Annotated in this window: 19 protein-coding genes and 1 pseudogene; 12 read left to right on the top strand and 8 right to left on the bottom strand. The window is 69.7% G+C overall.

The window, feature by feature from the left end; translation table 11 throughout:
* Positions 1-7: 7 nt before the first annotated feature.
* The 4 genes from rsxC to ACZ5PP_RS07800 form a co-directional block, all read right to left on the bottom strand.
* Entirely contained in the window at positions 8-1,729 is a 1,722-nt protein-coding gene (gene rsxC, locus ACZ5PP_RS07815) for an electron transport complex subunit RsxC (RefSeq protein WP_004309304.1), read from the bottom strand.
* A complete protein-coding gene (gene rsxB, locus ACZ5PP_RS07810) occupies positions 1,729-2,280 on the bottom strand; it encodes an electron transport complex subunit RsxB (protein ID WP_004309306.1) in 552 nt (183 codons plus the stop codon). The genes rsxC and rsxB overlap by 1 nt, the downstream gene beginning before the upstream one ends.
* A gap of 13 nt (positions 2,281-2,293) precedes the next feature.
* On the bottom strand, positions 2,294-2,878 hold the full coding sequence (gene rsxA, locus ACZ5PP_RS07805) for an electron transport complex subunit RsxA (RefSeq protein WP_004309308.1): 585 nt from the start codon (positions 2,876-2,878) through the stop codon (positions 2,294-2,296).
* Between the two features lie 96 nt (positions 2,879-2,974).
* Positions 2,975-3,523 (bottom strand): NUDIX hydrolase, encoded by a 549-nt coding sequence (locus ACZ5PP_RS07800; RefSeq protein WP_004309310.1) that lies wholly within the window; start codon positions 3,521-3,523, stop codon positions 2,975-2,977.
* Positions 3,524-3,667: 144 nt separating this feature from the next.
* Here ACZ5PP_RS07800 and ACZ5PP_RS07795 point away from each other — a divergent pair, with 144 nt between their 5' ends.
* From ACZ5PP_RS07795 to ACZ5PP_RS07750, 10 genes are all read left to right on the top strand, one after another.
* Positions 3,668-5,596, top strand: coding sequence for a diguanylate cyclase (locus ACZ5PP_RS07795; RefSeq protein ID WP_004309311.1), 1,929 nt, complete (start codon positions 3,668-3,670; stop codon positions 5,594-5,596).
* 156 nt (positions 5,597-5,752) lie between these two features.
* Complete coding sequence (gene flhD / locus ACZ5PP_RS07790; RefSeq protein ID WP_004309312.1) at positions 5,753-6,070, top strand: flagellar transcriptional regulator FlhD; 318 nt, start codon at positions 5,753-5,755, stop codon at positions 6,068-6,070.
* 10 nt (positions 6,071-6,080) lie between these two features.
* Positions 6,081-6,668 (top strand): flagellar transcriptional regulator FlhC, encoded by a 588-nt coding sequence (gene flhC / locus ACZ5PP_RS07785; protein ID WP_004309313.1) that lies wholly within the window; start codon positions 6,081-6,083, stop codon positions 6,666-6,668.
* Positions 6,669-6,860: 192 nt separating this feature from the next.
* Positions 6,861-7,715: a flagellar motor stator protein MotA gene (gene motA / locus ACZ5PP_RS07780; protein WP_004309314.1), complete on the top strand. Its 855-nt coding sequence runs from the start codon at positions 6,861-6,863 to the stop codon at positions 7,713-7,715.
* Positions 7,716-7,791: 76 nt separating this feature from the next.
* Entirely contained in the window at positions 7,792-8,784 is a 993-nt protein-coding gene (gene motB, locus ACZ5PP_RS07775; protein ID WP_004309315.1) for a flagellar motor protein MotB, read from the top strand.
* A gap of 16 nt (positions 8,785-8,800) precedes the next feature.
* A complete protein-coding gene (locus ACZ5PP_RS07770) occupies positions 8,801-9,769 on the top strand; it encodes a chemotaxis protein (RefSeq protein ID WP_004309316.1) in 969 nt (322 codons plus the stop codon).
* 9 nt (positions 9,770-9,778) lie between these two features.
* Positions 9,779-10,738 (top strand): chemotaxis protein, encoded by a 960-nt coding sequence (locus tag ACZ5PP_RS07765; protein WP_004309317.1) that lies wholly within the window; start codon positions 9,779-9,781, stop codon positions 10,736-10,738.
* A 30-nt stretch (positions 10,739-10,768) separates the two neighbouring features.
* Entirely contained in the window at positions 10,769-11,167 is a 399-nt protein-coding gene (gene cheY / locus ACZ5PP_RS07760) for a chemotaxis response regulator CheY (protein WP_004309318.1), read from the top strand.
* Between the two features lie 31 nt (positions 11,168-11,198).
* Positions 11,199-12,053 carry a protein phosphatase CheZ gene (cheZ, locus tag ACZ5PP_RS07755; RefSeq protein WP_004309319.1) on the top strand — a complete coding sequence of 285 codons (855 nt, stop codon included), beginning with the start codon at positions 11,199-11,201 and terminating at the stop codon, positions 12,051-12,053.
* Positions 12,054-12,128: 75 nt separating this feature from the next.
* Complete coding sequence (locus ACZ5PP_RS07750; RefSeq protein WP_012585868.1) at positions 12,129-14,036, top strand: chemotaxis protein CheA; 1,908 nt, start codon at positions 12,129-12,131, stop codon at positions 14,034-14,036.
* 42 nt (positions 14,037-14,078) lie between these two features.
* Here the strand turns inward: ACZ5PP_RS07750 and tal are convergent, their stop codons facing one another.
* The 4 genes and pseudogenes from tal to xseA form a co-directional block, all read right to left on the bottom strand.
* The gene (gene tal / locus ACZ5PP_RS07745) at positions 14,079-15,155 is read right to left on the bottom strand and encodes a transaldolase (RefSeq protein ID WP_043743941.1); all 1,077 of its coding nucleotides are present in this window, start codon (positions 15,153-15,155) and stop codon (positions 14,079-14,081) included.
* Between the two features lie 360 nt (positions 15,156-15,515).
* Positions 15,516-16,025, bottom strand: a pseudogene (locus tag ACZ5PP_RS07740) (pseudouridine synthase); the annotation flags it as partial.
* A 142-nt stretch (positions 16,026-16,167) separates the two neighbouring features.
* On the bottom strand, positions 16,168-16,752 hold the full coding sequence (locus tag ACZ5PP_RS07735; RefSeq protein ID WP_004326425.1) for a superoxide dismutase: 585 nt from the start codon (positions 16,750-16,752) through the stop codon (positions 16,168-16,170).
* Positions 16,753-16,888: 136 nt separating this feature from the next.
* Positions 16,889-18,262: an exodeoxyribonuclease VII large subunit gene (gene xseA / locus ACZ5PP_RS07730; RefSeq protein WP_052484482.1), complete on the bottom strand. Its 1,374-nt coding sequence runs from the start codon at positions 18,260-18,262 to the stop codon at positions 16,889-16,891.
* Between the two features lie 362 nt (positions 18,263-18,624).
* Between xseA and ACZ5PP_RS07725 the strand changes: the two genes are divergently transcribed.
* Together ACZ5PP_RS07725 and ACZ5PP_RS07720 are read left to right on the top strand one after the other, a co-directional pair.
* Positions 18,625-19,233 carry a MotA/TolQ/ExbB proton channel family protein gene (locus ACZ5PP_RS07725; RefSeq protein WP_004312611.1) on the top strand — a complete coding sequence of 203 codons (609 nt, stop codon included), beginning with the start codon at positions 18,625-18,627 and terminating at the stop codon, positions 19,231-19,233.
* Positions 19,234-19,243: 10 nt separating this feature from the next.
* Positions 19,244-19,669: an ExbD/TolR family protein gene (locus ACZ5PP_RS07720; RefSeq protein WP_004312609.1), complete on the top strand. Its 426-nt coding sequence runs from the start codon at positions 19,244-19,246 to the stop codon at positions 19,667-19,669.
* Positions 19,670-19,676: the final 7 nt, after the last annotated feature.

The following is a 19,676-nucleotide window of genomic DNA, read 5'->3' as shown; positions in this document are numbered from 1 at the left end:
GCGGGGCTCAGGGGCGAGGCTCGTCGGGGAGGTCCGCCGCGTCGGCGGCTTGCGGCGCGGGTGCGGTCGAAGCCGGGACTGCGGCCGCCTCGAGCGCCTTGCGGCGGGTCTCGATGTCGGCGATCTCGGCTTGCGTCTGCGGGCTGAGGTTGTCGGTGTTCTGCGGCTGGATCTCGGCCTTCTGGGCCTTGGCACGGGCGAGCGCGGCGGCGATCAGGGCCTTCTTGGGATCTTCCGCGGCGGGGGCCTCGGCCGCCGCCGGCGCTTCGGCCGTGCCGGCCTCGGCCAGCTTGGCGCGCGTCTCGGCCGCCTTGGCGGCGAGCTTGGCGGCCTTCTCGGCCTTCTCGCGCTCCTGGCGGAAGTTGCGGAACTCGAAGCGCTCGCGTGCCTGGTCCGCGGCCGCCTTCTCGCGCTCGCGCGCCCAGATCTCGCCCTTGGAGAAGCGGTAGTAGTCGACCAGCGGGATGTGCGAGGGGCACACGTAGGCGCAGCAGCCGCACTCGATGCAGTCGAAGAGGTGGTATTCCTGTGCCTTGCCGAAATTCTTCGAGCGGCTGAACCAGTACAGCTCGAAGGGCTGCAACTCGACCGGGCAGGCCTTGGCGCACTCGGTGCAGCGGATGCAGGGTTGCTCGGGCGGAGCCGGCGGGAAAAGCTTGTCGTCGGCCGCGAGCACGCAGTTCGTCGCCTTCACCACCGGCACGTCGAAGGCGGGCATGCGCACGCCCATCATCGGTCCGCCCATGACGAGGAAGCGGGTGTCCGCGCGCGGGCCGCACAGGCGCACCAGCTCGTCCATCGGCGTGCCGATGAGGACCTCGTAGTTGCCCGGGCGCTCGACGTTGCCCGCGACCGTGACGATGCGCGACACCAGCGGGCGGCCGAGCTCGAGCGCCTCGTGGACGCTGTAGGCGGTGCCGACGTTGAAGCACTGCACCCCGTAGTCGGTGGAGCGCTCGCCGTGCGGCACCTCGATGCCGGTGAGCACGCGGATCAGCTGCTTGGCGCCCCCGGCGGGATAGCGGGTGGGGACGGCGACCACTTCCATGTGCTCGCCCGCCGCCGCGACCGCCTGCCGCATCGCCGCGATCGCCTCGGGCTTGTTGTCCTCGATGCCGATCAGGACTTCCTCGGCCTGCAGCATGTGGCGCAGGATCGCGGCCCCGGAGACGATGCCGTCGGCGCGCTCGCGCATCAGCATGTCGTCGCAGGTGATGAAGGGCTCGCACTCGGCGCCGTTGAGCACCAGCGTGCGGGTCTTGCCGCCGCTGCCGGGGCGCATCTTCTGGTGGGTGGGGAACACCGCGCCGCCGAGGCCGACCACGCCGGCATCGCGCACGAAGTCGCGCACCTCGTCGGGCGGGGTGATGCGGTAGTTGATGTGTTCGGGCTCGGCCCAGCGGTCCTCGCCGTCGCTCTCGATGATCACCGCGGGTTCGCGCAGGCCCGAGGCGTGCGGGACCAGCGCCGGCTCGACCGCACGCACCACGCCGGAGGTGGGTGCGTGGATCGCGGCGGACAGGCGTCCGCCCGCCGCGCCGATGCGTTCCCCCTTGAGCACGCGCTGGCCGGGCTCGACCAGGGCGATGGCGGGGCTGCCCAGGCTCTGGTGCAGGGGGACGACCAGCCGCGCGGGGATGGGGGCCTTAGCGATCGGCGAGGTCGTCGAGGCGCTCTTGTTGGTTGCGGGCTTCACGCCGCCATGGAAGCGAAAAAGCTCACGCAGCATCAGGCGACCCTCCGCATCTCGACCACCGGGTATTTCCATTTCCATGTGTGCACGGTCTCGGCCAGCGGCACCATCGCGATGCAATCGACCGGGCAGGGCGCCACGCACAGCTCGCAGCCGGTGCACAGCGGCTCGACCACGGTGTGCATCTGCTTGGCCGCGCCCACGATCGCATCCACCGGACAGGCCTGGATGCACAGCGTGCAGCCGATGCAGACCTGCTCGTCGATGACCGCGACCGACTTCGGCTTCTCGACACCGTGCTCTTCGGAGAGCGGCTTGAACTCGCGTCCGAGCAGGTCGGCGAGCTTGCGCACGCCCTCCTCGCCGCCGGGCGGACACTGGTTGATGTCGGCCTCGCCGTTGGCGATCGCCTCGGCGTAGGGCTTGCAGCCGGGGAAGCCGCACTGGCCGCACTGGGTCTGCGGCAGGATGGCGTCGATCTTCTCGACCAGCGGGTCGCCCTCGACCTTGAAGCGGATCGCGGCGTAGCCCAGGGTGAGGCCGAGCACGATGGCGATGCCGGCCATCACGAGAATCGCGGTGATCATGGTGGAGCGGGCCTCAGTGGAAGCGGTCGAGGCCGGCGAAGCCCATGAACGCGAGGCTCATGAAACCGGCGGTGATCATCGCGATCGCGGTGCCCTTGAAGGCGATCGGCACGTCGGCGCCGTCCAGGCGCTCGCGGATGCCGGCGAACAGCACGAGCGCGAGGGTGAAACCGAGCGAGGAGCCGAAGCCGAACAACAGGGATTCGAGCAGGTCGTGCTTCAAGCCGACGTTGAGCAGGGGCACGCCGAGCACGGCGCAGTTGGTGGTGATCAGCGGCAGGTAGATCCCCAGCACCTGGTGCAGCAGCGGGCTGGTCTTCTGGATGATCAGCTCGGTGAGTTGGACGATCGCCGCGATCACGACGATGAAGGCCAGCGTGCGCAGGTAGCCGAGATCGAAGGGCTGGAGCAGGTAGTGGTCGATCAGGTAACTGGTGCCGGCGCCGACGGTGAGCACGAAGGTCGTGGCCGCGCCCATGCCGATGGCGGTCTCGAGCTTTTTCGACACGCCCATGAACGGGCACAGCCCGAGGATGCGGACGAGTACGACGTTGTTCACCAGGACGGCGCCGATGACGACGAAGATGTAGCTGGTCATGATCCGCGCGCGGAAGGGAATTGCAGGATTATCCTCCGCGCCCGAGTCCCGCATCAACCCTGATGCGGGAGCATGTATCGGCCGGGCCTCCGGGCCTCAGCGCCAATCCGGTGGCGGCGGGGCGAGGCTGGCGGTGTGCAGCTGCCAGCGGCCGCTGCGACGGTCGTCGAAGAAGTGGCGCAGGCTGATCGCGATCGAACGGAAGGCGATCCGCTCCCAGGGGATCTCGTCCTCGCGCAGCAGCGCGACCTCGAGCGACTCCTCGCCGGGGCGGAAGTCGAGGTCGAGCAGGCGGGCGCGGTAGATGATGTGGACCTGGCTGATGTGCGGCACGTCGATCAGCGTGTACAGCTCGCCCACCTCGATGCGCGCGCAGGCCTCCTCCAGGGTCTCGCGGGCGGCGGCCTGGGCGGTGGTTTCCTCGTTCTCCATGAAGCCGGCCGGCAGCGTCCACATGCCGTGGCGCGGCTCGATCGCACGCCGGCACAGCAGCACGCGGTCTTCCCACTCGGCCAGCGCGCCCACCACCAACTTGGGGTTCTGGTAGTGGATGGTGCCGCACTGCTCGCAGACGTGGCGGGGAAGGGTGTCCCCGGGCGGGATGCGGAAGGCGACGGTGGCGCCGCAATTCGAGCAGTATTTCATGGTCGCGGACAATGGTTTTCGGCGATTCTAGCTTGCTTTGACCCGTCTGCCGGCAGCACGGCCTAAAGAATGACGCCAGTCGGCCGATGAAGCGGGCTCTGTGCCAGAATCGGCCGGCGACAGCGAGCGAGGGAGTGTAAAGGGATGCCGCAACCGATCGACATGAAGCGATATGCGCAGCTCAAGGCGGCGGGAGACCTGCCTTCGCCGCGCGGCGTGGCGCTCGCGATCATCCGGCTCACGCAGGCGCCCGACGTCTCGCTGGCCGAGCTCGGCCGCGTGATCAAGGGCGATCCCGCCTTCGTCGGGCGCCTGATCAAGGCGGCCAATGGCCTCATCGCGGAGAACCGGCGCGCGATCGTGTCGGTGCAGGAAGCGCTGATGGTGCTCGGCCTGCCCGCCGTGCGCACGCTGGCGCTGGGCTTCTCGCTGCTGTCGACCTACCGCAAGGGTACCTGCCAGGGCTTCGACTACCCGCGTTTCTGGTCCTCCGCGCTGCTGATGGCGATCTCGATGCAGGCGCTCACCCAGCGCGTGCGCGTGGTCGCACCCGACGAGGCGTTCAGCCTCGGCCTGCTCGCTCGCGTGGGCGAGCTCTCGCTCGCGACCCTCTATCCCGAGGCCTTCTCCCGCCTGCTCGCGGAACTCAAGCGCGATCCCGCCCTGCAGCAGGTGGTGCTCGAGGACCAGGCCTTCGCGATGAACCACCGCGAGCTCGGTGCCGCCATGCTTGCCGACTGGGGGGTGCCGGACGCGCTGGTGCAACCGGTGCGCTTCCACGAAGAGCCCGAGCTGGCCGGCTACGCGGAGGATTCGCGCGAGGCCGGGATCGTGCAGTGCCTCGTGCTGGCGCGCGCGGTGGCGCAGCTGTGCCTCGCGCCCGATTCCGAGCACGTGCGTCTGATGGCGCCGATGCTGCGCCTGGCGGGCCGCCTCGGCCTCGGGCGCGGCGAGTTCGTCTCGCTGTGCGAGCGCGTCGGGCGCGACTGGGCGGAGTGGGGCAAGCTGCTGCAGATCCGCACCGAGGACGCGCCCCGCTTCGCCGAGGTGGGCAGCGCGGCGGTGGATGCGGTTGGCGAGGCGCCCAAGGTGGCCGCCGAGGCCGCTGGTCCGCAGCCGATGCGTGCGTTGGTCGTGGCCGGCGCGCGCGAGGACCGCGAGCTGTTGCGCGGCGAGCTCGAAGCCGCGGGGATCGTCCCGTTCACTGCTGCGGGCGCGGACGCCGCGCTCGAGGCCGCGCTCGACGTCCAGCCGCAACTGCTGGTCGCGGACTGGTCGGAGGAGGGGGAACGGGTGGTGCGCGGCCTGCGCGACATGCGCCTCGGACGCGGCGTGTACGTGATCTGCATGCTCGGCAGCGACGACGAGGCGCGCCTGCTGGCCGCCTCCGGCGCCGGGGTTGACGACTTCCTCGTCCGTCCGCTGCGACGTGCGGCGCTGACCGTGCGCCTGCGTGCCTGCGTGCGCACCTTGGTGCTGCAGCAGGAACTCGAGCACGAGCGCGAGGAACTGCGCAATTTCGCCGCCGAGCTGTCGATCTCGAACCGCCGCCTGCAGGAGGCCGCGCTGACCGACCCGCTCACCGGTCTGCCCAACCGCCGTCGGGCGATCGAGGCGATGGAGGCCGAGTGGGCCACGGCGACGCGTCACGGTCGCGCCTTCTCGGTCATGATCGTCGACCTCGACGGCTTCAAGACCATCAACGACACCCATGGGCACGACGTCGGCGACATGGCCCTGCGCCAGGCCGCGGCGACCCTGCGTGGCGCGCTGCGCGCCCAGGACCTGATCTGCCGTACCGGTGGCGACGAGTTCCTGGTGCTGTGCCCCGATACCGACCTGAAGGCGGCGATGCTGGTCGCGGAGCGCCTGCGCGTGGCCGTGCAGGCCAGTCCGGTCGAGACCGGCGGCCCGCAGATCTTCCTCACTGCCAGCGTCGGCGTGGCCATGCGCGTGCCCGCCATGGGCAGCGTCGATGCACTGATCAAGTGTGCCGACGACAGCGTGTATCGTGCCAAGCAGCGTGGCCGCAACTGCATCGCCGCACTCCAGCTCCAGTCCGGCGCGGGCTGAATGCCGGCGGGAAGGCGCGGCCGCCCCGCCGGCAGGTGTTGTTCGGGGGCGACACCTTGTGCGTGAAATGCGGCACGGAGCCGGGGGGAGCGGCTTGCCGCTCCTGAGAAACTACTTTAACTTGCAGACGTTGATCCCCGTGCGGGATGGAAAACCATGGATCGCCCCGACTTCCAGGAAGAAATCCGCGAACTCAACCTCGCCTACCTGATGCTGGCACAGCAGATGCTGCGCGACGACCGCGCGACCGCGCTGTTCCGGCTCGGGATCGGCGAGGCCTTCGCGGACCTGATCGAGTCGATGTCGGCGGCCAAGCTGGTCAGGATGGCGTCCAGTCCGACGCTGCTGCCCTGCTTCCGCTTCGACGATGCCCAGTTGGCCCGGCTCATGGCGGGCGAAGGGCGGGATGCCGCCAGCGCGGGCCTGCACGCGGCGATCCTCGCCGCCGGCAAGGCGGCGGCCGATGCGCGCTGAGGAGTGCCGAATGAAGAACAAGAGTGTGATCGAAGAGGCCGACGACGTGCGTCGTGCGGTCGAGATGGTGCAACTCGGTGCGCGCATGCAGATGCTCGAGGTCGAGACCAGGCTGAGCCGCGAGAAGCTGCTCAGGATCTACAAGGAAGTCCGCGGTGCCTCGCCCCCCAAGGGCATGCTGCCGTTCTCCACCGACTGGTTCATGACCTGGCAACCGAACGTGCATTCCTCGCTGTTCATGAACCTGTACCGCTACTTCACCGGCCCGGCCGGCGTGCACGGCCTGGACGCGATCCTCAAGTCCTATCACCTCTATCTCGACCACATCGAGACCGGCGTGATCGAGCCCGCGCTGAGCCTCACGCGCGCGTGGACCCTGGTGCGCTTCTTCGACGCCGACCTGCTGCAGATGGCCGCGTGTACCCGCTGCGGCGGCGAGTTCGTCGCCCACGCCCACGATCCGGTGCACGACTACGTGTGCGGCCTGTGCAACATGCCCTCGCGCGCCGGCTCCGCGCGCCGCAAGACCACCACCCGCAAGGCGGTCGCGCCCACGCACAAGACGACGGCCGCCAGCCGCAAGGCGGTCGTCGCCTGACCCCGGCGGGCCCTCCGGCCCGCATGCAGGTTCCTACATGGGCCGCGCTGGAAACAGGCGGCCCATGTCACGTCCGCGCACGGCGTGGCGTCGCGCCCCGGCGCGTTCAAGTTCCTCCCGCCGCCGCCGTTATCCCCTGCGAGAGCCGTGCCGGTCCGTGCGCGGCGCAGCGAAACGCTTCGGAGTTTCCCCGTGTTCCTGATCATCGGCTACGTCATCATCCTCGCCGCCTCGCTGGGCACCTACGCGGTGCATGGCAGCCTGGCCGCGCTGTGGGTGCCCATGGAGTACCTCGCGATCATCGGCCTGATGATCGGTGGCTTCGTCGCCGGCAACGGCCCGAAGGCGATCAAGGGCACGCTCGGCTCGCTGTCGCTGGCGGTGAAGGGCTCGAAGTACAACAAGGCGCTCTATGTCGACCTGCTCGCGCTGCTGTTCGAGATCCTCGCCAAGGTGCGCAAGGAAGGCCTGATGTCGATCGAGAACGACATCGAGAACCCCGACTCCAGCCCGATCTTCTCCAAGTACCCGAGCGTCGCCGCCGACCATCACGCGGTCGAGTTCATGACCGACTACCTGCGCATGATGGTGGGCGGCAACCTCAACGCCTTCGAGATCGAGAACCTGATGGACATGGAGATCGAGACCCACCACCAGGAGGCGCACCAGGCGCCGCACGTGGTCTCCAAGGTCGCCGATGCGGTGCCCGCCTTCGGCATCGTGGTGGCGGTGATGGGCGTGGTGAACGTGATGGGCTCGGTGGGTCAGCCGCCCGCGGTGCTGGGCAAGATGATCGGCGGCGCGCTGGTCGGCACCTTCCTCGGCATCCTGGTCTCGTATGGTTTCGTCGCGCCGATCGCCAGCCAGCTCGAGCAGAAGGTCGAGGAGAGCGGCAAGATCTACCAGGTCATCAAGGTGGTGCTGCTGGCGAGCATGAACGGCTATGCGCCGCAGGTCGCGGTGGAGTTCGGCCGCAAGGTGCTGTACTCGACCGACCGCCCGGGCTTCGCCGAGCTCGAGCAGGAAATCAAGAACCGCAAGGGCTGAACGCGATGAGCCCCCGCGTCCCTGACTCCCGTCGTCCCCAGGCGCCGCGCCCTGCGCCGGCGTGCGGAGTTGCGCGATGAGCGACGATACCCAGCAACCGATCGTCGTCAAGCGCATCAAGAAGGGCGGTGGCGGCCACCACGGCGGTGCATGGAAGATCGCCTACGCGGACTTCGTCACCGCGATGATGGCCTTCTTCCTGCTGATGTGGCTGCTCGGCTCGACCGCGCAGGGCGACCTCGAGGGCATCGCCGACTACTTCCAGAACCCGCTCAAGCTCGCCATGCAGGGCGGCGAAGGCACCGGCGACAGCTCGAGCATCATCAAGGGCGGTGGCGAGGACCTCTCGCGCAAGGTCGGCCAGGTGCGCAGGGGCGACACCCCCAGCACGCGCGCGATCAATCTCGACGCCGCGCCCGCGCGCGTCAAGAGCGAGGCCGAGGCCACCGCGCAGGCGATCGCCGAGCGCCGTGAACGCGCGCGCCTGATCGACCTCAAGGGCAAGCTCGAGGCGGTCATCGAGGCCAACCCCTCGCTGCGCCAGTTCAAGAACCAGCTCCTCATCGACATCGTCAGCGAGGGCTTGCGGATACAGCTGGTCGACGCGCAGAACCGGCCGATGTTCACCTCGGCGAGCGCCGAGTTGCGCCCCTATACGCGCGAGCTGCTGCGCGAGATCGCCGCTGCGCTCAACGATGTCGACAACCGTGTCAGCATGTCCGGCCACACGGACTCGGCCCAATACGCAGGCGGCGAGCGCGGCTTCTCGAACTGGGAGCTGTCCTCCAACCGCGCCAACGCCGCGCGCCGCGAGCTCGTGGCGGGCGGGCTGGAGGCGGGCAAGATGCTGCGCGTGGTTGGCCTTGCCGACACCGCGCACCTGAATCCGGGCGATCCGCTCGACCCCGCGAACCGACGCATCAGCATCGTGGTGCTCAACCGTGCGGCCGAGGAGGCGATGCGCAGCCAGCAGGCGCCCGGCGCCACGCCGCCGCCGGGCGGTGCTCAAGTCGGGCGCAATCCGGCCGATATGAGGGGAAGCCCGGGGATTGTCCCGGCGCCCAATTGAATCCAAGGCTGCAGCCATGTCCGAACTGCTGAAGAACATCGACGCCCGCACCCGGCTCGCCGGCACCAACAAGCTCGAGATCCTGCTGTTCACGCTCGGCGTGGACGCGCGCAGCGGCTGCCGCGAGACTTACGGCATCAACGTCTTCAAGGTGCGCGAGGTGATGCGCCGGCCGACCATCACCGCCGCGCCCGACATGCCCGACGCGGTGCAGGGCATGGTGAGCCTGCGCGGCGCGCTCGTCCCGGTGGTCGATCTCGGCCGCTACGTCGGGGTCGGTGACGATGCTGCGCGCGAGATCATGATCGTCACCGAGTACAACGGCCACACCCAGGGCTTCCTGGTCGAGGGTGTCGACACCATCCTGCGCCTGGACTGGTCGCAGATGCGGGTGCCGCCCGAGATGCTCACCGCGCGCCTGGGCGGGCTGGTGACCGCGGTGACTTCGCTCGCCGACGGCCGCCTGGTGATGATGCTCGACGTCGAGCGCGTGCTCTCCGAGACCTCGCGCTACGACGACGCCTTCCTGTTCCGCGACATCGCGCCGCTGCCGGGTGCCGATGCCCACGTGGTGTATTTCGCCGACGACTCCTCGGTGGCGCGCAAGCAGATCTCCCAGACCCTGGATGCCATGGGCCTGCGCCACGTCGGCGCGGTCAACGGCCGCCAGGCCTGGGAGGAACTCTCCCGGGTCGCGGCGCGCGCCGAGGCCAATGGTCGCAAGGTCGCCGATTTCGTCAGCCTGGTGCTGACCGACGTCGAGATGCCCGAGATGGATGGCTTCATGCTCACCCGCCAGATCAAGGCCGATCGCCGCTTCGCCGGCATCCCGGTGATCATGCACTCGTCGCTGTCGGGCAGCTCGAACCACCAGCTCGGCCTCTCTGTCGGGGTGGATGAATACGTGTCCAAGTTCGAACCGCAGCGCCTGTCCCAGGTGCTGACCCGGCTGCTCGGCATGGCCGAGGCCGCGAGCGGACGCTGAGGAAGAGCCATGGAACACAACCGTCACGAAGAATCCGCCCTGTTCGACGCGGTCGATGGCCGCGCCACGCTGGCCGGCTCGAACCGCATGGAGATCCTGCTGTTCTCGCTCGGTACCGGCGAGCATTTCGGCATCAACGTCTTCAAGGTGCGCGAGGTCTCGCGCACGCCCTTCATCACCCGCACACCCAACATGCCGCGCGGTGTCGAGGGCCTGATCTCGCTGCGCGGAAACGTTATCCCGGTGCTCTCGCTCGGCGTCATCCTCGGGCTGACCTCTGCGGGGGCGCCGCTCGGCGAGGCGATGATGGTCACCGAATACAGCAAGCGCACGCTCGGTTTCCTGGTCGATTCGGTCGACCGCATCGTGCGCGTGGACTGGGAGCGCGTGCGTGCGCCCGAGAACGTGTCGACCGGCACGCAGGGCTTCATCACCGCGATCACCGAGCTCGACGACGGCCGCCTGGTGTCGATCCTCGATGTCGAGTCCATCCTCGCCGACACCTTCGGCGAGGCGGTGGTCGGCGACATCGCGCCGATCGGCAACGGCCACGAGGTGAATGTGTTCTTCGTCGACGACTCCATGGTCGCGCGCCGCAAGATCACCGAGGTGCTCGACCGCCTCGGTGTGCGCCACAAGCACGCGACCAACGGCATGGAGGCGTGGAAGCGGCTCGACAGCCTGGCCGCCCACGCCGAGAACACCGGGCACCGGCTGATCGACGAGATCGACCTCATCATGCTCGACGCCGAGATGCCCGAGATGGACGGCTACGTGCTCACCCGCCGCATCAAGAGCGACACGCGCTTCGCCGGCATCCCGGTGGTCATGCACTCCTCGCTGTCGTCCGAGGCCAACCGCGCCATGGGCACGCGGGTCGGGGTGGACGCCTACGTGGCAAAATTCGACGCCGAAGTGTTGGCCGACACCATCCGCCCGATGCTGCAACGGGCGCGTCGGACTTCCTGACCGAACAGGCAAAGAACCCGGAGACATCTGATGTCCGATCCCAAGACCCGCTTCCTCGTCGTCGACGATTTCTCGACCATGCGCCGCATCGTGCGCAACCTGTTGAAGGAGCTCGGCTTCGCCAACGTCGACGAGGCCGAGGACGGCGCGGTGGCGCTGCAGAAGCTCAAGTCCAGCCCCTACGACTTCGTCGTCACCGACTGGAACATGCCCAACATGGACGGCCTGACCCTGCTGCAGAGCATCCGCCGCACGCCCGAGCTCAAGCACCTGCCGGTGCTGATGATCACCGCCGAGGCCAAGAAGGAAAACATCATCGCCGCCGCGCAGGCCGGTGCCAGCGGCTACGTGGTCAAGCCCTTCACCGCGGCGACGCTGGCCGAGAAGCTGGAGAAGATTTTCGAGAAGATGGGCCGCGGCCGGGCATGAACCTCGTCCGCAGCGCAGACGGAGCATGGATATGAGCAAGAAGTCCAAGGTGGACTCGATGGGCGATTCAGACGAATTGCAGGCGCTCTTCGACAGCATTGCCGCCGACCCCTTCGCCGCGGCGGGTGCGGGTGCGGAGCCGGCGGCATCGATCCTGCCGGTCGACGAGTCCGGGGATAACGACGAGTTGCAGGCGCTCTTCGACGCCGTCGCCGAGCAGGCTGGCGCCGCGGCGCCGGTTGCGGGCGGCACGGTCGAGAATGCCGGCGCGGCGGCTGGCGAGGGCGTGGTGTACAACCGTCTCGGCCAGCTCGCCCGCCAGGTCCATGACGCGCTGCGCGAGCTCGGCCTCGACACCACGCTGCACCGGGCGGCCGAGGCCGTGCCCGACGCGCGCCAGCGCCTCACCTACGTCGCCCGCACCACCGAGCAGGCGGCCAGCCGGGTGCTCAACGCCACCGACGTGGCAGGGCCGATCCAGACGGAACTCGCGAACGGGGCCGATGCGCTGTGCGCGCGCTGGGACGAACTCTACGCCGGCCGCCTGAGTCCCGAGGCCTTCCGCGAACTCTCCGCCGACACGCGCGCCTTCCTCGGCACGGTGGGCGACGGCGCGCGCAGCACCGGCGCGCAGCTGCACGAGATCATGATGGCGCAGGACTTCCAAGACCTCACCGGACAGGTGATCAAGCGCCTGGTCGAGCTCACCCGCACGCTCGAGACCCAGCTGCTGCAGGTGCTGATCGAGGCCGCGCCGGCGCAGGTGCTCGAGCCCGAGCAGGCGGCCGGGCTGCTCAACGGACCGGTGATCGACCCGGCCGGGCGCAGCGACGTGGTGCAGGACCAGGCCCAGGTCGACGAGCTGCTCGAGCGTCTCGGATTCTGACCAAGCCGCGGGGCCGGACCCCGCGCGAACCGGTGATCGTCCCGCGTGGGGTCGCACCGCAACCAGGAGCAAGCCGTGAGTGATTTTGCCGGGATGGAGGATCTGCTGCAGGACTTCCTCGTCGAAGCCGGCGACCTGCTGTCCGACGTCGACAACAAGCTCGTCGAACTCGAGCACAGCCCGGATGACCCCGGCCTGCTCAACGACATCTTCCGTGGCTTCCACACCATCAAGGGCGGCGCGGGCTTCCTCGGGGCGGCCGAGCTGGTGACCCTGTGCCACCTCACCGAGAGCCTATTCGATCGCCTGCGCAAGCACGAGCTCGAGGTCACCCCCGAGCGCATGGACGTGATCCTGTCGGCGACCGGCGCGGTGCGCGACATGTTTGTCGATCTCGGCCGCGGCAACCGTCCGGGGCCGGCTGCGCCCGACCTGCTCGAGGCGCTGCGCGCCGCGTGCGCCGGGCGACCGGCGGCAGCCGCCGCGGGGGCACCCGTCGCGCCCGCCGCCGAGGTGCGGCCCGCCGGGGTGGTCCTGCCGCGGCCGGGCGGGCCCGACTGGGATGCCTTGTATGCTGCGGTCACCGGCGCGACCGCGCCGGCCGGAGCGCCCGTCGCGGCGCCCGCGATCCCGCGGCCCGCGCCGCTTCCCGCGCTCGTGCCCGCCGCCGCCGCGGCGGCTGCCGACCCGGTGGTCGCCGCCGCCTTCGGCCGCCGCGCCAGCGACGTGCCCGGTGCCGGCGCGCCGGTCGGTCGGCGCGAGGGCGAGCGTCAGCGCGACAACTCGATCCGGGTGGACACCGCCCGCCTCGATCAGGTGCTCAACCTCTCGGGCGAGATCGGCCTCACCAAGAACCGGCTCAACGCGCTGCGCAGCGACATCCTTGCCGGCCGCACCGACACCGAGACCCTGCAGGCGCTCGACCTGGCGGTGAGCCAGCTCGACCTGCTCGTCTCCGATCTGCAGAACGCGGTGATGAAGACGCGCATGCAGCCGATTGGCCGGCTCTTCCACAAGTACCCGCGCATCGCCCGCGATCTCGCGCGCAACCTCGGCAAGGAGGTCGAGCTGGCGTTGGTCGGTGAGGACACCGAGATCGACAAGACCATGGTCGAGGATCTCTCCGACCCGATCATCCACCTCATCCGCAACGCGGTGGATCACGGCATCGAGGATCCCGCCCGGCGCGCCGCCGCCGGCAAGCCGGCCAAGTCGGTGCTGCGCCTGGAGGCACGCCAGGAGGGCGACCACATCGTGATCACCGTGGCCGACGACGGCCGCGGCATGGATCCCGAGAGGCTGCGCGCGAAGGCGCTCGCGCAAGGCGTGATCACCGCCGAGGAGGCGAGCACGCTCGATGAGCGCCAGAGCTACGACCTCATCTTCCTGCCCGGGTTTTCCACCGCCGAGAAGGTGTCGGACGTGTCCGGCCGCGGCGTCGGCATGGACGTGGTGCGCACCAACATCCAGAAACTCAACGGCAGCATCGAGATCCAGTCCCAGCTCGGCAAGGGCACCACGCTGCTGATCCACCTGCCGCTGACCCTGGCGATCCTGCCGGTGCTGCTGGTGCGCCTCGGCGATCAGCCCTTCGCCGTGCCGCTGTCGATGGTGCGCGAGATCCTGCCGATCGAGCCGGGCGGCATCCAGGACGTCGGTGGCAAGGCCACCATGGTGGTGCGCGGCGAGGTGCTGCCGATCGTGCCGCTGTCCGCGCTGCTCGGCTGGCCGCGCGAGGCGGTGCCGCAGTATGGCGTGGTGATGCAGTCGGGCGCCGCGGTGTTCATTCTCGCGATCGACAGCTTCGCCGGGCGCGAGGACGCGGTGATCAAGTCGCTCGAGGTCTTCCGACCGAAGGGCGTGGCCGGGGTGACCACGCTCGCCAACGGCCAGATCGTGCTGATCCTCGACATGAAGGAGCTGCTCGAGTCGGCCGGCGATCGGCGCAGCGTGTCGCGCTCGACGCTGTTCGAGGCGGCGTAGCCGCCGCCCCGGTCGTGCTCGGCTGGCGAGCGAGGTGGCAACTCAGGCGGTGAGTTCGAGCAGCCCTGCGAAGGCCTGCTCGAACTGCGCCACGCCTTCCTGCTGCAGGCGCTCGCCCACGGCCACGAGGTCGATGCCGGCGGCCGCGAGCGCGGTGAAGTGGGCGGCGGCCTGCTCGACATCCTGTTCCAGCGTCGAGGCCACGCGGCCGTGGTCGCGCAGGGCGTCGAGCGTGGCGTCGGGCAGGGTGTTGATGGTCTCGGCACCGATCAGCGGCTCGACGTAGAGCAGGTCGCTGTAGGCCGGGTTCTTGGTGCCGGTGCTTGCCCACAACATGTACTGCGGACGTGCGCCCGCCGCGGCCAGGTCCTCGAAGCCGGCGCCGTGGAAGCGCTCCTGGTAGGCCTCGTAGGCCAGCCGTGCCATCGCCACCGCGGTGCGGCCGCGCAGCGCCGGCAGGTCGCCGCCGCGCTCTTCCAGCAGCTTGTCCACCAGGGTGTCGACCCGCGACAGGAACAGGCTCGCCACCGACATCACGCCCGCGACGTCTCCGCCCGCCGCGCGCAGACGCGCGAGCCCGCGCAGGTAGGCCTCGGCCACCCCCTCGCAGTGCGCGAGCGAGAACATCAGCGTGACGTTGACGCTGACGCCCTCGCCGATCAGGCGCTCGATGGCGACCAGGCCCGCCGGCGTGGCGGGCACCTTGATCAGCAGGTTGGGGCGGTCGACCGCGGCCTTCAGGCGCAGGCCGGCGGCCACGGTACCGTCGGCGTCGTGGGCGAGCGCGGGCGAGACTTCCAGGCTGACGTAGCCGGCGCTGCCGCCGCTGTCCCGATGCAGGGGTGCGAGCAGGTCGCAGGCGCGCTGCACGTCGGGGATCACCAGGGCCTCGTAGCGCGCCTCGGCGCTCAGCGGCTGCTGCTTGAGCGCGGCGAGATCGTCCTCGTAATAACGCCCGCCGGAAATCGCCTTGTGGAAGATCGCCGGGTTGGTGGTCACGCCGGCGACGCCGTCGTCGGCGACGAAGCGGGCGAGGTGGCCTTCCTCGAGCAGGGTGCGGGAGAGGTTGTCAAGCCAGATCTGCTGGCCGTGCTGGCGTACCTGGAGCAGCGGGTTCATCGTTCTACCTGGAGTGTCGTGGGAACGGGGCCGCTCGGGCGCGGGCCCGCGGGCGGCGGAAAGCCTGGATTCTGCCTCGAAAGTGCTGCGCTGTGCCGTCTGCCAGCCGAGCGCCGCGAGCACTGCGGCAAAATCCTCCGCCACCGGCGCCACGATCTCCAGCGGGCGCTCCGTCACCGGATGCGCCAGCGCCAGCCGCGTGCACGCGAGCAGCAGGCGGTGGCTGCCGAAGAGCGCCTGGAACAGGCGGTTATGGCGGCCCTTGCCGTAGGTGGCGTCGCCGATGATCGGGTGGGCGATGTGCTTGAGGTGGCGGCGCAGCTGATGGCGGCGGCCGGTCTCGGGGAGGAGCTCGACGAGCGCGTAGCGGCTGCTGGGGTAGCGGTCCACCGCGTGCGGCAGCTCGACCGTGGCGAGGCGGCGGAAGCGGGTGCGCGCGGGCTGGGCGACCGGCTCGGCAGCCTCTGGCGAATCACTGTCGTCGACATCCTCGGGCAGCGCGTCGCGGGCCCCGGCGCCCTTGCCGCTGCGCACTTCGACCGCATCGAGTCGGCGTACCAGCGCGTGCTCGATCACGCCGTGCTCGGGCGGATGCCCGCGCACGACCGCCAGGTAGCGCTTGTCGACCGCCTGCGCCTCGAAACGCTGCGCGAGCGTGCGCGCCACCTCGCGATCGAGCGCGAACAGCAGCACGCCCGAGGTGCCGCGATCCAGCCGGTGGGCGGGATACACGCGGCGGCCGAGCTGGTCGCGCAGCAGCTGCACCGCGAAGCGTTCCTCGTGCGCGGCAATCGGGCTGCGGTGCACGAGCAGGCCGGAGGGCTTGTGGATCGCAACCAGCCAGTCGTCGCGGTAGAGGATCTCGAGCATCTCGTGTCTCGTCGGTGGTGCCTCGCCGACGCGCAGGGGGCTGCGCGCGCGCGCCGACGCTCGTACCGGCCATAAAGCACGAAAGCGACCACGCGGGTCGCTTTCGCATCCAGCTCGGCCGGCCGCGGGCCGGCTCCGGGAATCAGGCGAAGTTCTTCGCCGCGAAGTCCCAGTTGGCCAGCTTGTCGAGGAAGGTGGCGACGAAGTCCGGACGACGGTTGCGGTAATCGATGTAGTAGGCGTGTTCCCACACGTCGATACAGAGCAGGGCCTTGTCGCCGGTGGTCAGGGGGGTGCCGGCGGCGCCCATGTTGACGATGTCGACCGAGCCGTCGGCCTTCTTGACCAGCCAGGTCCAGGCGGAACCGAAGTTGCCGACTGCGGAGGCCTGGAAGGCCTTCTTGAAGTCGTCGAAGGAGCCCCACTTGGCCTTGATCGCGTCGGCCAGCGCGCCGCTGGGCTCGCCGCCGCCGTTGGGCTTCATGCTGTTCCAGAAGAAGGTGTGGTTCCACACCTGCGCGGAGTTGTTATACACGCCGCCGGCGGGGGCCTTCTTGACGATGGCTTCGAGGTCGAGGTTCTCGTACTCGGTGCCCTTGATCAGGTTGTTCAGGTTGGTGACGTAGGCCTGGTGGTGCTTGCCGTAGTGGAACTCCAGGGTCTCGGCCGAGATGTGCGGGGCGAGGGCGTCCTTGGCATAGGGCAGGGCGGGCAGGGTGTGTTCCATGCGTGATCTCCGTTGTTGGTCTGTCTGTGTTCGGGTCGGGGGTAGAAGCCGGACTATTTTAGTCTGGATTTAGACCCCGAACAAGCTTGCTTCCCGCATGGTAAGCCCATGCGGGGGATTTGCGGAACCCGTGCGCTCAGGCCTTCCCGTGGCCGATGACCCGGGTGTCGAGGCGGCCGTCCGCGAGCTGCACGCTCACCGCGGCGCCCTCGGGGATGCCGGCGGCGCTGCGCAGGACGCGGCCTTGCTTGTCACGGGCGATGGCATAGCCGCGCGCCAGTACCGCCTGTGGCGCGAGATGCTGAAGGTGGGCGGCGAGGGCGTCGAGGCGCTGGCTGCGGGCTTCCAGCAGGCGGGTGGCTGCGCGCGCGAGGCGCCCACCGAGCATGTCGACGCGCGCGGCGAGCGCTTGCGGACGCGGCGCTGCGGCACGCAGGCGAAGCCCGGCGCGGGTGGCGCGCAGGTCGGCGGCCTCGAGCCGACGCGCGGCGGCGTGGTGCAGGCGCTCGCCCAGGCGCGCCAGCGTGTCGCGCTCGCGACGCAGGCGTTCGCGTGGATGCACCAGGCGCAGCGCGGCGCGGTCCAGGCGCTGCGCGAGCTCGCCGAAGCGGCGCTCGACGGCGCGGCGCAGGCGCGGTTCGAGCACTGCGAGTTCGGCGCGCGCAGCGTACCAGCCGGCGCTGGCGAGCTCGGCGGCGCCGCTCGGCGTGGGTGCGCGCAGGTCGGCGGCGAAGTCGGCGATGGTGAAGTCGGTCTCGTGGCCCACGCCGCACACCACCGGCAGCGGGCAGGCGCGCAGGGTACGCGCCAGGGCTTCGTCGTTGAATGCCCACAGGTCCTCGATGCTGCCGCCGCCACGCACCAGCAGCAGCACATCGACGCCATCTTCGGCGGCGCGCCGGCCGGCGCAGCGGACCGCCTCGAGCAGGCGCGCGGGAGCGTCGGCGCCCTGCACCGGCGCGGGGTAGAGCACCACCGGCAGATGCGGCGCGCGCCGGCGCAGCGTCACCAGCACGTCGCGCAGCGCGGCGGCCTGCGGCGAGGTGACGATACCGAGCGCGCGCGGGTAGCGCGGCAGCGCGCGCCGGCCGGCCTCGTCGAAGAGGCCTTCGGCGGCGAGCTTGGCCTTGAGCCGGTTGAAGGCCTCGAACAGGCTGCCGATGCCGGCCGGGCGCAGCGCCTCGACGCTCAGTTGGTAGTCGCCGCGCGCCTCGTACAGGGTGACGAGCGCGCGCGCCTCGACGCGCATGCCATTCTCGGGGCGGAAGGCGAGCAGCTGCGCGCGGTTGCGCCACATCGCACAGCGCACCTGGGCGGAGGCGTCCTTGAGGGTGAAGTAGACATGGCCGGAGGCGGCGCGGACGAGGTTGGAGATCTCGCCGCCCACCCACATCAGGGGCAGCGCGGATTCGAGCAGCTCGCGCGCCATACGGTTGAGTTCGGAGACGCTGAGGACCTGCGCGGCGGGCGTCGCGGCGCCGTTTGCAGGCAAGAGGGGGTTCGCGGGCATGGCCGGATTGTAGCGGAATCCACAGGCTTTCGACCTTGTCAAGGGTGTGTTTGCAAGTCCTTGATCGATAAGGGGTGATTCTGCAAGTTATTGATTCGTAAAGGTTCGATGGCTTGCACAATTTTGCATCGGAGTGAGGGAAAGCCTGCCGTTGCGGGCTTTGCGGGCAGGATTCCGAAATCGTCCACAAACTTATCCACAGCTTCTGTGGATTGCCGCGTGCGCTCCCGATCTCCTCGTGCGCAGGCCATGCCCGTGCCCGCGGATGCCCGGTGCCCGCGTGCGCAGCGTGATGCATGCGGCTTGCCGGGCGGGGGGCGCGGCGCTAGAGTCTCGCCTTTCCAATCGAGAGGTGAGCCCGCGTGTTCGCGATCATCCAGGCCGTTGGCTGGCCGATCTGGCCCCTGATTCTGGCGTCGGTCATCGCGGTGGCGCTCATCATCGAGCGCTCGATCACCCTGCGCCGTTCGCGCATCGTGCCACCGGGGCTGCTCGACAAGGTCCTCGACGATCTGCGCCAGATCGGGCCCTCGGCCGAGATGGCCGAGCGCGTCGCGGCGCACTCGCCGCTCGGCCGCGTGCTCGCCGCCGGCCTGCGCAACGTGCACAGCCCGCGCGAGGTGATGAAGGAGTCGATCGAGGAGACCGGGCGCGCGGTGGTGCACGACCTCGAGCGCTTCCTCACCACGCTCGGCACCATCGCCTCCATCAGCCCGCTGATGGGCCTGCTCGGCACCATCATCGGCATGATCGACATCTTCGCCTCGCAGGGCGTGAGCGGCGCCAACCCGGCCCAGCTCGCCCAGGGCATCTCGATCGCGCTGTATACGACCGGGCTGGGCCTCATCATCGCCATTCCGGCGATGATTTTCTGGCGCCACTTCCGCGCGCTGATCGACAGCTTCGTGATCGACATGGAGCAGCAGGCGATCAAGCTCGTCGAGGTCTCCCACGGCGAGCGCCGGGCGTAAGGGAGGGGCGATGAACTTCCGTCGCGGCAGCCGCAACGGCGAGCCCGAGATCAACCTGATCCCGCTCATCGACGTGGTGTTGGTGATCATCATCTTCCTGATGCTGACCACCACCTTCTCCAAGGTCTCCGGGCTGGAGATCAAGCTGCCCACCGCCGAGGCCGAGGGCAGCGAGACCGAGGCGCGCGAGATCGTGGTCGCGGTGACCGCCGCCGGCGAGGTCCTGGTGAATCGCCAGGCAGTGGGTGAGCGCAGCGTCGAGGCGATCGCCGCCGCGCTCGGCAAGTCGGCCCCGGCCGACGGCGACACGCCGCCGGTGGTGGTGATCAACGCCGACGCGCGCACCCCGCACCAGAGCGTGGTGGACGTGATGCAGGCCGCGCAGCGCGCGGGGCTGCCGCACATCACCTTCGCCACCCAGTCGTCGGCGCAGTGAGGTCCTC

Source organism: Thauera sp. DNT-1, assembly GCF_055393985.1.
The sequence above is the reverse complement of the archived record's forward strand: the minus strand, read 5'-3'. Positions and strand labels throughout refer to the sequence as shown.